The sequence below is a fragment of the Saprospiraceae bacterium genome, assembly GCA_016712145.1.
GTDB lineage: Bacteria > Bacteroidota > Bacteroidia > Chitinophagales > Saprospiraceae > Vicinibacter.
Window position 1 is genome coordinate 2,057,927 of the sequence record JADJRO010000001.1, and the last position, 17,605, is coordinate 2,075,531.

The 17,605-nt window shown below is 36.4% G+C and carries 17 protein-coding genes; 2 read left to right on the forward strand and 15 right to left on the reverse strand.

Annotated features, from left to right (window positions below):
* Positions 1–5 precede the first annotated feature (5 nt).
* Positions 6–281 (forward strand): DUF1732 domain-containing protein, encoded by a 276-nt coding sequence (locus IPK91_08735; GenBank protein ID MBK8297343.1) that lies wholly within the window; start codon positions 6–8, stop codon positions 279–281.
* Between the two features lie 8 nt (positions 282–289).
* Positions 290–865, forward strand: a complete 576-nt coding sequence (gmk, locus tag IPK91_08740; GenBank protein MBK8297344.1) for a guanylate kinase — start codon at positions 290–292, stop codon at positions 863–865.
* Here gmk and IPK91_08745 read toward each other — a convergent pair.
* From IPK91_08745 to IPK91_08815, 15 genes are read right to left on the reverse strand one after another with little or no spacing between them, the layout of a single operon-like run.
* The gene (locus IPK91_08745) at positions 846–1,406 is read right to left on the reverse strand and encodes a hypothetical protein (GenBank protein ID MBK8297345.1); all 561 of its coding nucleotides are present in this window, start codon (positions 1,404–1,406) and stop codon (positions 846–848) included. The two genes, gmk and IPK91_08745, sit on opposite strands and share 20 nt — an antisense overlap.
* Positions 1,407–1,416: 10 nt before the next feature.
* Positions 1,417–2,550: a glycosyltransferase family 4 protein gene (locus tag IPK91_08750; GenBank protein ID MBK8297346.1), complete on the reverse strand. Its 1,134-nt coding sequence runs from the start codon at positions 2,548–2,550 to the stop codon at positions 1,417–1,419.
* Positions 2,537–3,721 carry a glycosyltransferase WbuB gene (locus tag IPK91_08755; protein MBK8297347.1) on the reverse strand — a complete coding sequence of 395 codons (1,185 nt, stop codon included), beginning with the start codon at positions 3,719–3,721 and terminating at the stop codon, positions 2,537–2,539. Before IPK91_08755 ends, IPK91_08750 begins: the two co-directional genes overlap by 14 nt.
* Complete coding sequence (locus IPK91_08760; protein MBK8297348.1) at positions 3,718–5,307, reverse strand: alginate lyase family protein; 1,590 nt, start codon at positions 5,305–5,307, stop codon at positions 3,718–3,720. The genes IPK91_08755 and IPK91_08760 overlap by 4 nt, the downstream gene beginning before the upstream one ends.
* A 10-nt stretch (positions 5,308–5,317) precedes the next feature.
* Entirely contained in the window at positions 5,318–6,409 is a 1,092-nt protein-coding gene (gene wecB, locus IPK91_08765; protein MBK8297349.1) for a UDP-N-acetylglucosamine 2-epimerase (non-hydrolyzing), read from the reverse strand.
* A gap of 9 nt (positions 6,410–6,418) precedes the next feature.
* A complete protein-coding gene (locus tag IPK91_08770; protein ID MBK8297350.1) occupies positions 6,419–8,521 on the reverse strand; it encodes a bi-domain-containing oxidoreductase in 2,103 nt (700 codons plus the stop codon).
* Complete coding sequence (locus tag IPK91_08775; GenBank protein MBK8297351.1) at positions 8,518–9,213, reverse strand: acylneuraminate cytidylyltransferase family protein; 696 nt, start codon at positions 9,211–9,213, stop codon at positions 8,518–8,520. The genes IPK91_08770 and IPK91_08775 overlap by 4 nt, the downstream gene beginning before the upstream one ends.
* 1 nt (position 9,214) lies before the next feature.
* Entirely contained in the window at positions 9,215–10,168 is a 954-nt protein-coding gene (locus tag IPK91_08780; protein MBK8297352.1) for a hypothetical protein, read from the reverse strand.
* Positions 10,165–11,331, reverse strand: a complete 1,167-nt coding sequence (neuC, locus tag IPK91_08785) for a UDP-N-acetylglucosamine 2-epimerase (hydrolyzing) (GenBank protein MBK8297353.1) — start codon at positions 11,329–11,331, stop codon at positions 10,165–10,167. The genes IPK91_08780 and neuC overlap by 4 nt, the downstream gene beginning before the upstream one ends.
* Complete coding sequence (locus IPK91_08790; protein MBK8297354.1) at positions 11,321–12,322, reverse strand: N-acetylneuraminate synthase family protein; 1,002 nt, start codon at positions 12,320–12,322, stop codon at positions 11,321–11,323. Before IPK91_08790 ends, neuC begins: the two co-directional genes overlap by 11 nt.
* 6 nt (positions 12,323–12,328) lie before the next feature.
* Positions 12,329–13,264, reverse strand: a complete 936-nt coding sequence (locus IPK91_08795) for a Gfo/Idh/MocA family oxidoreductase (GenBank protein MBK8297355.1) — start codon at positions 13,262–13,264, stop codon at positions 12,329–12,331.
* Positions 13,261–13,836 (reverse strand): N-acetyltransferase, encoded by a 576-nt coding sequence (locus tag IPK91_08800; protein MBK8297356.1) that lies wholly within the window; start codon positions 13,834–13,836, stop codon positions 13,261–13,263. Before IPK91_08800 ends, IPK91_08795 begins: the two co-directional genes overlap by 4 nt.
* A gap of 3 nt (positions 13,837–13,839) precedes the next feature.
* Positions 13,840–14,958 carry a DegT/DnrJ/EryC1/StrS family aminotransferase gene (locus IPK91_08805; protein ID MBK8297357.1) on the reverse strand — a complete coding sequence of 373 codons (1,119 nt, stop codon included), beginning with the start codon at positions 14,956–14,958 and terminating at the stop codon, positions 13,840–13,842.
* 39 nt (positions 14,959–14,997) lie between these two features.
* Positions 14,998–16,302 carry a UDP-glucose/GDP-mannose dehydrogenase family protein gene (locus IPK91_08810; protein ID MBK8297358.1) on the reverse strand — a complete coding sequence of 435 codons (1,305 nt, stop codon included), beginning with the start codon at positions 16,300–16,302 and terminating at the stop codon, positions 14,998–15,000.
* A 12-nt stretch (positions 16,303–16,314) separates the two neighbouring features.
* The gene (locus IPK91_08815) at positions 16,315–17,604 is read right to left on the reverse strand and encodes a nucleotide sugar dehydrogenase (protein MBK8297359.1); all 1,290 of its coding nucleotides are present in this window, start codon (positions 17,602–17,604) and stop codon (positions 16,315–16,317) included.
* Position 17,605: the final 1 nt, after the last annotated feature.

Genomic DNA, 17,605 nt, shown 5'->3' on the forward strand with positions numbered 1-17,605 from the left:
TTGATATGAATCGATTTGAACAAGAATTGCTTTACTACCTCGAACGGCTGGATATCACTGAAGAAAAAGTTAGACTCCGGCAACACTGCGAATATTTCTTAGAAGAAATTAATAAAGAGACTACACAAAAATCCAGAAAACTTAATTTTATTACACAGGAAATTGGAAGAGAAATAAATACCTTAGGTTCAAAAGCACAATTTTCTCCAATTCAGAAATTGGTAGTCAATATGAAAGACGAACTGGAAAAAATAAAAGAACAAATGGCAAATGTTTTATGATTTCAAAATTGGCCGGTAAAATTATCATCCTGACGGCACCATCCGGTTCTGGCAAAACGACCCTTGCCAATTACTTATTAAATCAATTCGATCAATTAGTATTTTCTGTTTCTGCCACAACCCGGCCACCAAGAATCGGTGAAACTCATGGTGTTAATTACTATTTTTATTCACAACAGCAATTTCAAACTTCAATACAGCAACAGGAATTTTTAGAATTTCAGGAAGTCTATCCCGGTCAATATTATGGCACCTTATTGTCTGAACTTGAACGGATCTGGTCCTTAAATAAAATTGCCTTGTTTGATATCGATGTAAAAGGTGCTCATGTAATAGAATCCAATTTTAAAGAAAACATTCTTTCTATTTATGTTAAAGCTTCCAGTATCGAAACCTTGAAACAACGTCTTATTTTGAGAGGCACAGAAACAGCTGAAAGTCTGGAAAGACGTTTATTAAAAGCACAAGATGAACTTGAATACGCAAAATATTTTGATTACGTGATCTCGAATGATAAACTGGAATTAGCGCAATCATTAGTCCATGAAATTGTCTCAGACTTTGTCAAGACTTCCTTGAAATAAGTGCAATCTTTTCTGTGCAATTTTTTTTAATCCAATTGGGTGCATTTGTAACATCCCAAACCAAGGGCAAAATGGGTAGTTTAAATAAGTAAATGGATTGAATTGTTAAATTTTGAAAATAGGCATTTAAATCTATAGAAGCATTTGCAGGATTTCTCTTTTTAAAAAACCAGGCGGCTTCATTAAATTGACTCACAACTAAGATTTTTTTAAACTGATGTTTGTATTTATCTAGCAATTTGATTTTTTGATTGATATCAATGTGATCCAGTAATCCTAATAAAAAAATAAGATCAAATTGTAAATCCGTAGTCACCGTTTCGTCCAGAATATCAGCCTGAATAAAAAAGGAATGTCGTTGAAAATCCAATTGATCAATTCCCAAATAGGATTTCATTCGGGGGCCTTCCAGTTTATATAAAAGCATTTCACCACAAGCTAAATCGAGCACCGAGACATTTTCAACAGAAATATAATTCAAAATATGTTTGATTCTGTTTTGATAGTATCGACGGTTTTTTAAATAAATCCTGCGGCTCAATTGATTTCTTTTATTGTATTGCTTTCAAAAAGAATTTTGAATATGCTTCCAAAACCTTTTGATTGGAGTATAATGATTCAATTTTAAGGCGACCTGCTGCACCCATTGCTTTGTATTGCTCTGCTGTTATCTGCGATATGCGTACCATCGCATTGGAAAGCGCTTGAATATCATTGGCGGGGACCAATAATCCCTCCACCCCATCTGTAATCAATTCAGTGTTCCCTGTTACATTCGTAGCAATAACCGGTTTACATATAGCCATTGCCTCCATTAAGGATCTGGACATCCCTTCCCGATAAGAAGGCAACACCACAAAATGAACCTGCGCTAATAAAGATGCAATCTCAGTTTGTTTTCCCAGATATTCAAGCTTTGGAATTGAATGCAATAAATGGAGAATTTCTTCATACCCTTTCTTATAATCTGCTTCAAGCAAATCGCCTGCAACCCAAAAGCGTGCATTCAATTGTGTCTGAGACAAAATTTGAGTTGCAAATAAAAACTCCCTGATTCCTTTGTCTGGATGAAGCCGCCCTAAATACAAAAAAATAATTTGCCCTGAATTGATATTTACTGAACCAGGTTTAAAAAAATTTAAATCAATGCCACTGCCTGGAATAATACCAGTCCTTGCAATTGGAAATAAACTCCTTTGACACCACTCATTGCGATCTATGTGATTATGAAATAAAATATACTTGTTGCTTGCTAAGGCCCAATGATAGCATTTCTGAATTATCCTATTAACAAATGTATTCCGAATGAAGACACTGCCTAAACCGGTTAAGCTTGAAACGGTTGAAATTTTAAGCCATCTTGCTGCCAAACTCGAATATATATTCGGCTTGATCGTATGTGGTAAAATCAAGTCGGGTTTATAATGCTCTAATATCTTAAAATATTCAAAAAACAACATCAAATCCTGAAATGGGTTGTGTGATTTAGCATTAAGGTGTTTAATTGGAATGTATTCAACGCATTTCCAATTTTCAATAAACTTTGTATATTCATCTTCCGGTGCAATTACTAAAACCCGATAATTTTGCTCCGTTAAAAATTGAATCAGTGTTTTTCGAAAATTAAAAATATTCCAGGAAGAATTAGCAAGAACTGCTATGCATAAGCTATCATCGGTGACCATAAAATTCGGCTAAGATGGATTCGGTCATCATATAAGTAATATATTGACGGTTGTACTTTTTAATAAATTCCATTCGAAATTTAATTGTGTACGGATGCATTTCCATGTAATCTTTAATCATAGGAAAATTGCAAGGTTCAAATATAAAAATATTCTCTTTAAGTTCCTCCTCCATAAATTTCTTAGCAACACCAGAAACACCTGCGATGATTGGTACATTTCCGCCCCCATATTCAAACAATTTAGATGGAAGCACTTTTTCAAGCGATTTATAATCATTTAAATGTAAAAATAGATAATGTGAATTGCAATAGTAATTTAACAGTTGACTGCGCTCAACCGGAGGAATTATGATTATATTATTTAAACCATATCGTTCAATTTCAGCTTCCAATTTGTGCTTGGCTGAACCATCGCCAATAATCTGGAATGTATGACTTCCTTTTAAATAGTCTGCTAAAGGCGGGATGATCTTGTGAAGTGCTTGAGCTTCTCCTATATTTCCGGCATAGGTTACGATCATTCTTTTTGTAGATAATTCTGTATTTTGGGACCATCCATAAAAAAGATCATCAATTCCATTTGGGAAAAAACTGATTTTACCCCTATAGGTCTTTGGAATACTGTCACGAAATCCCTCTGAGTTAATACTGATGTGTTTAGCATGCATCAAAGTTGGAATTTCAAACTTATTTCGAACAAACTTGCTGATTGCATTTGCCAACCGTGGGTAGGGAATAAATTCAGCCAGATTTTCTGAAAACAAATCCCTTAAATCTAAATAATAAGGCGCCATGGTTTTCTTAGAAATTCTATATGCCAAATGCGCTGTAAACAATTTAGAAGAAGAAACAAAAATCGTATGAAATTTAATTTTTCTTAAAAGTTTCCATACACCTCGCTGATAATAATAGAATGAAATCAACTGTTTAAAAAAACGGTTATGATGTTGTGGTACATGAATCCGGTAAATTGTTAAATTTCCATGTTCCTCAACATCCGGTACTTTCTTGTCATGAGATGCATATCGGTTCGGATGGGTACAAATAAGATGAATGTGCGTAAACTCCGTGAGACACTTTGATAGCGTTTTAGCAAGATAGGTATTACGAAAAGAGCCGGCACTAAGATCCGGTTCATAGTAATAACTCAAATAAAGGATATGCTTCAAGAAATCAGTTTAAAATATGTTACAAGTGTTTCCTCAAACTGAACAGCTAACTTCGTGCTATCCAATTTCGAATTAAAATCAACAGCCTGTTCAAATGGAACTAACTCGCTTTGATGGGATCCTTCAAAATTAATTCTCAATCCAAGTTCCTGAATGTACCATTCTGTTTCAATGGGTACTATTTGAATCCCTGCATCAAAATGAAAATTGGCTATTGTTGATTTAAATTTTCTATTCAAAGGTACAACACTATCTTCAATACATAAACAATTTTCAGTCAACAAAATTTTACGTGTATGTTGAAATCCATTATGCCAGGTTACTCTGGCTTCAAGAGAATTTTTAGAAAAAGAAATTAGCTGTATCTTTGCTCGTTTTGCCATTCTGAATGCACCCCAAATCTGCGATTGATTTTCATTCTCATAACAAATTGTATTGTGTGAAGCGGTTGATTTCTCAAACAATCTAATCAAATTGTTTTCATAAGTCGAAATGCCACAATCAACAAGGACGGCCTTGTCTTTATAATAAAGAACCAAATGCAACATGTCTGCATGGATATGTCCCGGTTGAAAAACTGGAATAACATGTCCACAATTTACAATCAAACAAAAATCATGCTGTTGCAGTTTCCTGTATCCACTTTCACTCAATTCAATTTCCTTAAATGAAGTAACCAATCGTTTCCAAATGGATTGCAATTGAATGTAGTCTGGATTTTGTCCATAAGTAGAATCATTAAATAATGGAAAATTTGATTGGTTCAACAACATTTGATCAGCCCATGAAACCATTTTTGAAATGAAATCCTTTAGCTTGGTTAAATCAGTTAATGGATTAAAATAAACCTCCGCAGTTTGATAAATTAACAAAAGACGGTATAGAATATGCAAATGGTAACTAGGGCTTTTCTCAAAATGTGCTCCATCACTTAAAAGTTGCTTATCTAGTTGCTCATTTAGTTTAATATAATAAAAATCAAACTTCACTTTTTCATTCAAGTAACAAAAAGCGAAGCAGAGTGCCATATAATTTTCAAGCAAATGATTGGCATCCAAATGATATTCAATATTTGATTCCAAAAAATGTACCTGACGCTTTAATGCAAAGGTGATAGAAGGATCCAGGTCCTGATTGTAACTATTTATGAAAAGCAAACTGCTGACGATACGACGAGAAACAGGATAGGGTTCCAATTTCAAAACCCCCTTGAGAATATGATTGGAAATGTCTTTGAGTAAATCGCTTCGCTGATTTATTGGAATGGAATCATCCAATAAATAGTCCATGTATTGTAAGTGATAATTCCAGAGCTTTCCATATTCTGAAAAATTCCAATCCACTGCGTTTTCAAATTCTTTGGTTTGATTGAGTAAATCAAAGCTTAAATGCCGGATGGACTGATTTCCGCAATATATATAAGGATATGAAATGGCTCTAAGGTCCCACTGCAATAAATCCCATTTTTTATAATTTGCAATTCTATAAAAAAAAGTCCACTTGATGCGATAATACAGTTGATAATAAATTTGCCTGAATTTTAAAAAGCGAAGCGTATGAATATATAAAAGTGCTATTTTGATCAATCGTTTGAATTTAAATACCTACAAGAATCGTTGCAATTCGTTCAGCTGCATGACCATCCCATAATTCCGGTATCTGTCCCTTTTTTAAATTTCCAGAACGAATTTGATCCACATAAACTAGCGCATTTTGTACATCAAGGTCATCTATCAGAATATTTGTTCCAATTTCAACGGTCACTGGACGCTCAGTTGTTTTTCTAAATGTTAAACAGGGAATTTGCAAATAGGTAGATTCTTCTTGAATTCCTCCCGAATCTGTTAAAATTAAACTACACGCACTCATCAAACTAATAAATTCGAGATATGCAAGTGGCTCTGTAATAATCAAGTTTGGGATGGAATTAAATTGCTCGAGTAACTGAAAACGTTCCATGTTTTTCCGAGTTCGTGGATGAACAGGAAATACCAATGGAAAACGCTTGCATAATTCAACAATTAGGTCAAGCATTTTCTTTAATCCGTTTTGATCGTCAACATTTGATGGACGATGCATTGTCATCATTGCAAATTCCTTGTTTCCCAGGTTGTAGGTAAGGGCTGTTTGCAAAGATTTTGCTTTAGGCAAATAATAGTGCAAAGAATCAATCATGCAATTTCCTACAAAATGAATTTTCTGCTGAGGAATGTTTTCTTGTATAAGATTTAAATTTGCAGAAGCCTCGGTTGTGAATAAATATTCACTCAAACGATCTGTAAGGATTCTATTTATTTCCTCGGGCATGTGAAGATCATTGCTGCGAAGTCCAGCTTCTACGTGCGCTACCGGAATTCTCAATCTAACCGCTGTTAAAGCGCACGCAATTGTGGAGGTGACATCCCCCACCACGACGATTAGGTCCGGTTGAACTTGCTCCAACACATTTTCAAATGCAAGCATAATTTCTGCTGTCATTTTGGTGTGAGATCCTCCTGTTACACCTAAATAAAAATCAGGTTTGGGCAAAGCAAGTTGCTCAAAAAATACCGTACTCATTTGTTTATCAAAATGCTGCCCGGTGTGAACAATAATAGATTCGATCTGTGGCCATGCTTTCAGCGCATTGTGCAAAGGAGCTACCTTCATAAAATTTGGTCGCGCACCCACCACTTGTATAATTTTCATTGGACGCATCTATTGATTCTTTCCTTGAAGTTGATCAATGATATCAAAACACAAGGTACTAACATGACACACTTCTTCAAAATACGAATTATTAAAATAGTCAGATTCAGGATTGAGTAATTCCTTGAATTGATGGTAATACCCTTTGTCTTGTGTTTGAAATAAATGAACCGGAGAACGTAATCCAAAATTTCTGATTCGCTTAAAATTATGGAGTTCAATTACTTTATTTGTAAAAAAAACTTGAATAGTTTCTTTCTCTAGTTGCTTTGATCCATTGCCTAGATATTGAATGGTTGCCATACTCCCATTTGCATATTTCAGCTGGATGCTCAAGGTATCTGCTAATTGGGAATTTGTCTCTGTACCCATTGAGATTGTATTCAAAGCAATTACATTTGATTTTGTAAGGAAATTACACAGGTCAATAAAATGACATACTTCACCAAGTATTCTTCCACCACCAATTTCAGGATCCTGAACCCAATGTTTTGGATCAATATATCCAGCATTAATTACATAATTTATGCTTAATTGGTTTTCAACTCCTTTAATTAAATTGCAAATCTTGGTAATTGATGGTGCAAACCGTCTGTTATAGCCTACCGCAAGTCTGCTATTGCCATTATAGGATGTCTGAATTTTTTTAAGATCTTCCCTTAGGATGCATAGCGGTTTTTCAACAAACACTTGTTTCCCTGCTTCCAAACATTTAATAATCAAACTGGCATGCGCGTGGTGTCTGTTTGCAATGATTACTAAATTAATGTCTGGATTTAGAATCACGGCGTCCAGTTCAGAACTGATATTTTGAAATCCAAATTTTTTAGCAAGTTGACCCGCATTGGGGCGACTGCTGCACAATGTGATCAATTCAACAGGAAATTTTTTAAGTTCAGGTAAAATAATGGATGAACAAAAATTTCCCGAACCTATCACTCCAATTCGAAATGGGCCTTTGCGATCTTGATCTGAATTCAAAAAAATTGTCTGCCGATCTTTTAATGGACTCTCAGTTTGGTAATCAATTAAATTAGCATATTTCAATTGATCTAAGTTCATATAATACGATTGTATCACCTGATCAAAGGATACGCGTTGTTTCACTAGTGGACTTAATTGCAGTTGACCCTGTTCCATCAATTGCAGGATTGCTTCCATATTGCTCTTTTCTGTCCATCTTACAAAGCCGATTGGGTAATCGATGGCCTTATCCTCGTAATCAGGATCATATCGTCCGGGGCCATAACTACATGCAACTTGAAAAGTAAGTTCTTTTTTATAAAATAAATCACGGCTGATTTCATTGCCAACAAGTCCGATTAAAATGATACGCCCACGTATTCTACACAATGCTGCAGCATCATTAATCAAATCTTGTTTTGCACTTGCAGTTATGATCACTGCATCTGCTCCTATTCCTTTAAATTCAGATTGAAATAATTCTCCTGATTTGTGGATGCTGCTATTCAATGAACGGATTCCTAATTGTCTCGCAAGCTCTATGGAATCATCAGAAACATCCATACCGATCACCTCACATCCACTGGCTTTTAAAATTTGACATGCCAACAAACCAATTAAACCCAAACCCATAACCACAACGCGCTCTCCCAACTCAACATCAGCCAGCCGGATTCCTTGTAAAGCAATTGCAGCAAGCAAGGTCATTGCAGCATCTTCATTTGAAACTGAATCCGGTATTCTCGCACATAAATTTTTTGAAATGATATTATATTCTGCATGAAATCCATTGCAAACAACACGATCTCCAATTTTAAATTCGTGGACCCCAGCACCAATTTCTCGAATGATCCCAACATTTGAATATCCCAATGGAATTGCCTGATCCAATTTAGCTTCAACTGCTTTATACGTATTTAGTAAACCGTCGGTTTGAATTTTTTGAACCACCTGTTTAAATTTTTCAGGTTGCTGTGCAATTTTTTGGATCCAATTTGACTTTCCAAAGTGTACCAGCATTCGCTCAGTACCAGGAGATACCAACGAACACACAGACTCTACAAGTACAAAATTTTTACCAGCTGCCGGTTTTGGAATTTCTTCAAAAAATGTTTCACCGGATTTAAGACTTTGCATTAATAACTTCATAAAGCCTGCATTAAAAATTGGGCAAATTGCAAATCCATTTCTGTATTAATGTCTAACGAACGTTCGTCAGGCATTATAAAAGCAGCACAGTTTTCATTTAATAATTGTTTTTTTTGAATCAACTCAATCTTTGAAGCATAAACAGCCCCATTCCGAACATACACGGGATCTAATTGATGGGCTGCCATACGACCATTTTCTGTTTCCACTAAAGGGACTAATAATCCGTGTTCTATTCGCTTAAATTTAATAGGATGAAGGTCATGAGGGACCCTTCTGACGCTTGCTGCACAATCGGCTTTGCTAGCTTCAAGGCATTCAATAACTGAATCAATGTCGTCATTTATTGTAAAAGGACTTGTAACTTGGATGATGACAACAAGATCAAAATTTAAGGAATTATGTTTTTCCAGAAATTCCAGTGCATGCTGCGTGTATTCCAGTGCGGTGGATTGATCCGTGGAGAGAGATTCGGGTCTTTGAATGCAAAGTATTTTTGAGTTATAAAGTCTAGCATAACTCAAGATAGATTCATCATCAGAACTTACAGCAATTGCAGTCAATTTTTTGGAATTTAAAGCAGCATCCAATGCATAACTTATCAAGGGTTCTCCATTGAGCTGCCGCATATTTTTTCCTGGAACTCTTTTTGATCCTGCACGGGCTGGAATGATACCTAATACCTTACTCATATCAAACACTGGCTATGATTTGATCAATAATATAAGCCTCCGTTTTTTCAGAGGATTCTAATGTTAAACCACCTATATGCGGTGTGATAATTAAATTATCATGTTGTTTATGATAATGATACAAGGTATCACTGAATTGAATTTCAGGTTCATTTCTCACAACATCCAATGCAGCACCTGCCAATTGACCCGATTTCAAGGCATCAACGAGATCCTCTTCAATTACAAGATTTCCTCTAGACGTGTTGATCAGAAAAGCTCGCTTCTTTATTTTAGAAAAGAACTCTTTATTAATAAATCCTTCATTCCCCTCATTCAAATCAATGTGTATGCTAATAATATCTGATTCGGCTAACAAAGTATCTAATTCACAAAATTGAATCTTATGATGCTGGATGTGTTTAGATTTATCGATTTCAAAACAACAAATTTTCATATCAAAAGCAATGGCATACTCTGCCACAATTTTTCCCAATCTACCGTAGCCAATGATTCCCAAAGTCTTTTGGTATAATTCAGTCCCTTTGAATGCATTCCTGTTAAATTGATTTGAACTTACATGGTTTGCTGCCGGAACAATGTTTCGTATTAAACACAACATCAATGCCATTGTATGCTCTGCTGTTGCACGAACCTCTTTCAAAAAACCAGTTGCTCCTTTTAAACTAATAACCCGGATATTATATCTATCACATGCTGCCAGGTCAATATGATCCAATCCAGTGACAGGAGTCGCAATAATTTTGCATCGTTGATGAGGATCTAAATCGAATTCATGAATTCTAAAAGCAAGTTTAAAAAATAATACATCGCACTGCGTAAACACTTGCTTTAATTCTGAAGCTGTTATTTTTTGATAAACCACATCAAAATTCAATTCCAACAATTGTTTGTTTTTGATAGCTAGTTCGTCTGGTTCAGCTACCCACACTACCGGTTTAAATTTTAAATTCAATAGCTGATTTTTTTATCAAATGTAAGCGGCAAGCTCGCTAAAGCATCTGCAATTCGAACACCTGCTTTCCCATCGCCATAAATAAATTCCGGTTTATACTTACCATGATTTATCTGGGATTGGATTGCCTTTACTATTTCTTCCTGGTTGTATTCCACATGCAAGACATTGGCACCACGGGACCGTCCAGCTTGTCTGCTTCCGATGTCTACCACTGGAATTCCCAAAAACGAGCTTTCACGGATGCCCACACTTGAATTTCCGATAAGGCATTTACACGATAATAAAAGCCTTAAAAAATCAGCAGGCTCCATATTTTTAAAGAAATGGATGTTAGAGTCTGGATACTTCTCACGAAACGCTCGAATCCCTTTAGAAGTTCCATCTGAACCTGCATCAACATTTGGCCAAAACCACAGACAGGATTTGTCCAATGCTTTAATGGCTTGCAAGCTAATTTCAATTTGTGAACGCGCTTCATGATATTCTGTTGTGACTGGATGTTGCAATACAACTACAAAATCATCTGGATTAAACCGATCGGTACCTACGCCGCCATATTTTGATAATGGATCAAAAATGGACTTTTCTTGTTGTATAACATCTAATGCAATATCCAAAGATGGACAGCCCGTAACGACCACGGATTCCACCGATTCTCCTAACCGAATCACACGCTGGTAGGCATCTTCAGATGCAACTAAATGAAGGTCTGCAAGTTTTGTGATTGCGTGTCTAACTTTTTCATCAATGCTACCAGTTACTTCTCCACCTTGTATATGAATTAAAGGAATGTTCATATAACTTGAAGCAACTGCAGTTGCCATCGTTTCAAAACGATCAGCAATTGTTACTACGGCATCGGGTTTAAGATTTTCAAATACCGTTGCCAGTTCAAGAATTCCCAAGCCCGTTGTTTTAGCTTGTGCTGTAAGATTTTCGCCTTCCAGAACATTAAAAACTTTAGCAGCGATGCGAAATCCATCTTGTTCGATGTATTCAAATGCCTTACCATATCGGTCCAATAATGCGGATGCTGCCACAACCAATTGCAATTCAAGATCTTTATGATTTTGAATGGCAGTCAAAGCCGATTTAATCCTGCTATAACTGGGTCTTGCTGTTATAACCACGCAAATTTTGCGTATTTCTTTACTCGACATCGGACCAGTTTATAAATTGATTTGCATGCAAGCCACGAACTAATTTTTTACCTATTAATTTTTGGAATTCAGAAGCTGGAATTCCAAATCCAGCAGGTTTTTTGCTTTCCAAATCTGATTTTAATATCACATGACCGGCATCCAAGTGTTTTCTGGTTGCAAGCGACTTACCAAACAAGGTTCGCATTTCATTGAATTGATCGGAAGGCTCTTTTAATTCCGTTTGTCCACAAGCATTTTCAACAAATTCAATTGACTCCACCAATTGCTTAACTTCTTCAATAGTTAATGAAGCAATTGCATCCGGACCAAACATGCGTTTATCAAAACAAACGTGAAATTCCAATAATTCTGCGCCCAAAGCGACTGCGCAGGTTCCAGCATAAATAGTTCCGGAATGATCAGAATAACCGACTGGCACTCCAAAACGTTGTTTCATTTCAGGTATCAAATGCAAACCTGTTTTTTCTGGTGGACATGGATACAAACTCGTGCATTGCATTACGCTAAGGTCAGATTGAAATGCTTTTAAAAAATTTACGGAATGCTCCAATTCCTTCCAATCACTCATACCACTCGAAAGAAGAATTGGTTTTCCGGTTTGTGCAATTCGATCAAGCAATAATAAATTATTAACATCCCCTGAACCAACTTTATACCGGTTTACATGGAGCCTTTCAAGCATTTCAACTGCAGCAATTGAAAAGGGTGTAGCTAAAAATTCCATGTCATTTTCTTCCACATGTCTTTTAATATCCTGCCATTGCCCGAAACTAAATTCCATCCGTTTCCAATAATCTTTACGGGTTTTATCAACATATGAAAAAGGAATTCTAAATTTTTCAAATTCACTACTCTCCGCTTCAGCATTATGGATCTGAAATTTTATTGTTTGAACACCTGTTTCTGCAAGAGCATCAATAAATGAATGTAAAATTCCCAAACTACCATCGTGCGCTTGAGCAATTTCTGCAATGAGTTGGGTTTTCATTGTATTTTATTTAGCTAATGGATGATAATCACCAACCAATCCAATGGCTTGTTTATTTCGAATCTCATAAACCGTTTGAATAGAAGCTCTGGATTCCTCCAAACCAAATCCGTGACCATTCAAAATTTCCTGATATGATAATGTATGCAAATCAGTAAATCCTTCACTAAATTCAAATTCCGAACCATTAATTTCTAAACAACGATAGGTTTTCTTTCCGCTTGCACGAATAGAATCTGGCAAGGCATTTTCATTGATACTTAAAAAATAACGAACATGTGCACGCTCGTATTCTATCATTCCAGCCACCCGGTCTTCCGTTATTAGATGGACTATATTCTGTTTGACTTCACCAAATAGCCAGGAAAGTAAATCATAAAAATGAACTCCAATGTTGGTCGCAATTCCACCAGATTTACTGATATCTCCTTTCCAGGACGAATGATACCACTTTCCACGGGATGTAATATAAATTAGATCTACCTGGTGCTTCTTACTAAAAACTTCGCTTAATAGTTTCGTTCTCAATTCAATTACCTTTGGGTGCACTCTTAATTGCAAGATCGTATTTACTTTCTGACCTGTTTCCAATTCCATCTCCTTTAAAGCATCTATATTCCATGGATTTAACACCAATGGTTTCTCACAGATTACATCTGCACCCATGCGCAATCCAAAACGAATGTGCGCATCGTGCAAATAATTTGGAGAACATACAGACAAATAGTCCATCCCTTCTCCTTTGCGTTTCAACTTATAGAGATGTCGGTCAAATCGTTCGAATTCAGTAAAAAAATCAGCTTCAGGAAAATAAGAGTCCATGATTCCAACGGAATCATTTTTATCCATAGCAGCAATCATTGTGTGTCCAGTTTCCTTGACGGCCTTCATGTGTCTGGGTGCAACGTAACCACCGGCACCGATCAATGCAAATCGTTTCATGATAATTTTATAACTTTTCGGTCTTCTAATTTATAGCGCTCTCCTGATTCCGGACAAACAGCAAATCCATCATTATCAAAATTTAATTTATGACCATATGAACTCATCCATCCCGTTTGTCTCGCAGGATTTCCAATCACCAGTGCATAATCGGGTACTTCTTTGGTTACTACTGCGCCCGCTCCGATAAATGCATATTCACCTATATCGTTTCCACATACTATGGTTGCATTTGCACCAATAGATGCCCCGCGCTTAACCCGTGTTTTTAAATATTGATCCCTCCGGTTTACAGCCGACCTTGGATTAATCACATTTGTGAAAACCATAGAAGGTCCTAAAAAAACATCCTCTTCACAAATCACACCGGTATATATTGAAACATTGTTTTGCACTTTAACATTTTGACCCAATTCGACACCTGGCGAAATCACTACATTCTGACCCAGGTTGCAATTTTTTCCAATGATACAATTGGACATAATATGCGAAAAATGCCAGATCTTAGTTCCATCACCTATTGTACAATCTGCGTCAATCACTGCAGTTGGGTGCGCATAATAGCCCTCCATAATTTAAGAAGTTAAAAATGTTTTGACGTGATTAATTATATAATCAAGCATTTCGTTATTCAATTCAGTATGCATGGGTAACGAGAGGACTTCTTTGCATAATACTTCTGTGACTTCTAATTGGTTTACATTTCCTTTAAAGGCTTTATATGCCTTTTGTTCATACAGTGGTACGGGATAATAAATTGCATTGGGAATTTGAATTGAATCCAAATACGCTTTTAATGCATCCCGCTTTCCATTGGTGATTCGCAACGTATACTGATGAAATACGTGACTTGAATGCTTTGCTCGATATGGTGTTAGTACCATCGGAAGTTCTTTAAATGCAGCATCATAATAATCTGCAACAGCAATTCGGGCATTTGCATAGGAATTCAAATATTTTAATTTTACATTGAGGATGGCTGCCTGAATGGCATCTAATCTTGAATTCACACCTACGACATCATGATAATACCGAACAGAACCCTGGCCATGATTGGCTATCATCCGAATTTGTTCTGCCAATGCGTCATCATTGGTAAACATCGCACCCCCATCACCATAACATCCAAGATTTTTTGATGGAAAAAAAGAAGTGCAACCAATATGTCCAATGGTTCCTGTTTTCTGTGTCGTTCCGTTTTGGCTAAAATAATCAGAACCTATAGCTTGTGCATTGTCCTCAACAACATACAAGTTATGCTCCTTAGCGATGGCCATAATTTCTTCCATTTGTGAGGACTGACCAAACAAATGAACTGGCACAATGGCTTTGGTTTTAGGTCCTATATTTTTTTTGATTTCATCCAGGTTGATGTTAAAATCATTTAAATTCACATCCACCATGACTGGAACCAATCGCAACAATGCAATAACTTCTGCAGTTGCCACATAAGTAAATGCCGGGAGTATCACTTCATCTCCAGGCTGCAGACCGAGTGCCATCAATGCAATTTGCAAAGCATCCGTTCCATTTGCACAAGGAATCACATGTTTTACTCCTAAATAATTTTCTAAATTCGTTCTAAAAGCATTTACTACCGGTCCACCAATAAATATACTTGAATTTAAAACTTCCTGAATGGAAGCATCTATTTCCGGTTTGATCTTAGCATACTGCGTTCCTAAATCTACCATGTGCAATTTCATACAATCGAATATTTTATTGATTAAATATTAATGTCTTCCAATACTATAATAATTAAAACCCAACTCCGCCATTTTACTGTGTTCAAAAACATTTCGGCCATCAAAAATGACAGGCAATTTCATCCCATTTTTCATTTTATCAAAATCCGGTGATCTAAAAACATTCCATTCAGTAACCAAAGCCAATGCATCCGCATCCTGAATGGCTTCATACATATCTTTTGCATAATGTATTTGCTCTCCAAACACTTGTTTTACATGATGGGTCGCTTCCGGATCGTATACGCTGATACTAGCACCGGCTGCTAACAAATCACTTATAATTTCTAATGCAGGGGCTTCCCGAATGTCATCGGTATTGGGTTTAAATGCCAATCCCCAGAAGGCAATTTTTCTGCCTTTCAAATGATTTTCAAAATGATTTATTATTTTATTGCTAAGAATTTTCTTTTGTGATTTATTTACATCCATGACAGCTTTTAAAATCCTGAATGCATATTGATGTTGTTCAGCTGTTTGATGCAATGCCGTCACATCTTTTGGAAAACAAGATCCACCATATCCAACTCCCGGAAATAAAAATCGTTTCCCAATTCGATTGTCACTGCCCATGCCCATGCGCACCATATCGACATTAGCACCGGTTTGTTCGCATAGATTGGCAATTTCATTCATAAAACTGATACGCGTTGCTAAATAGGCATTGGCAGCATATTTGGTCAATTCTGCACTTCGTAAATCCATGTGATAAATAGGATTTCCTTGTCGGACAAACGGTTCATACAATTCCGTCATCTTATCTCTGGCTTTGGCTGAACTGCTACCAATTACAACTCGATCCGGTTTCATAAAATCTTCTACAGCGACTCCCTCCCTTAAAAATTCAGGGTTTGAAACGACATCAAAGAGCTTTCGATCCAATTGAGTTGACAATAATTCGATCACTTGTTCTGCTGTCCCAACCGGAACGGTACTTTTATTAACAAGTACTGTATATTTTGTGATAAGTTTTGCGATGTCCGAACTCGCTTGCAACACATAACTTAAATCTGCAGCTCCATCTTCTCCCTGAGGAGTGGGGAGCGCCAAAAAAAGGATCTCTGCATGTTGTACAGCTTCCTGGAGACTTGTGGTAAATTTCAATCGACCCTCTTCCGCATTTCGCTCAAATAAAGTTTCCAGACCGGGTTCAAAAATTGGAATTTTTCCATTTTTTAAGTCTTCAACTTTTTTGGCATTTATATCTACACAAATCACTTGATTTCCTGTTTCCGAAAAACAAGTACCTGTAACCAATCCTACATAGCCTGTACCAATTATGCTGATATTCATTTTAATGGTTTATTATAATCTCCAATAGGTCATCCCATTTCCAGGGTTTGGGTAGAGCCCTTTCAAGTCAACTAAAACTGGATCCGGTTTCATCAGATTTTTAAAAAAACTCATATCAAGATTTTTGTAATCCTGATGAGCAACTGCTACTACAACCGCATCATAATCTGTATCAGGCGTTTTCTTAATTTCTATGCCATACTCATGTTTCACTTCGTTTGGATCAGCATAGGGATCATTTACATCTACCTGTACAGAGTATCCGCGCAATTCATCATACAAATCGGCTACTTTTGAATTCCGAATGTCTGATACATTTTCTTTAAATGTAATGCCACTGATCAGTACTTTGCAATTGCTTGGATTTTTACCCTTTCCTATTAAAAGTTGAACCAATTTTTTTGCAATAAATGCCGGCATCCGGTCATTGATTCTACGTCCACTTAAAATAACTTCCGGATCATAACCCAGTTGTTTTGATTTATGTAAAAGATAATATGGATCCACTCCAATACAATGACCCCCAACCAATCCAGGAGAAAATTTCAGAAAATTCCATTTGGTTCCAGCTGCTTCAAGTACTTCGTGTGTATCAATCCCCATCCGGTCAAAAATCATAGCCAGCTCATTCATAAATGAAATGTTTAAGTCGCGCTGACTGTTTTCAATAACTTTTGCAGCTTCTGCAACTTTAATGCTTGATGCTTTATAAATTCCTGCATGAATAATCGCACCGTAGACTTTAGCAATTTCATCCAATGCTTCAGCATCATTCCCTGATACAATTTTTAAAATGGATTCCAGTGTTCGGGTTTTATCACCCGGATTAATGCGCTCCGGAGAATATCCTATTTTAAAATTTGTTCCGCACACCAAATTGGAACCTTCTTCTAAAAAAGGTAAACAATCTTCTTCTGTACATCCAGGATATACGGTAGATTCATAGATAACATAATCCCCTTCTTTTAAAACCTTACCAATCGTTTTAGATGCTCCAAGTATCGGTTTTAGATCCGGTACTTTGTGTTCATCAACTGGGGTGGGTACGGCAACAATATAAAAATGAGCTTGACGGAGAATATCCAATGAATGCGTAAATTCAATATCTGCATCTTTAAATGCATCGGTACTTAACTCCCTGGAAGGATCCATGTGTTTCTTCATCATTTCGATCCGCTCCTCATTGATATCAAATCCAATTACCTTAAATTTCTTTGCAAAGCTCAATGCCAGAGGTAACCCTACATATCCAAGTCCTATAACTGCTAATTTTTTTTCTTTATTTAATAATTCCTGATACATA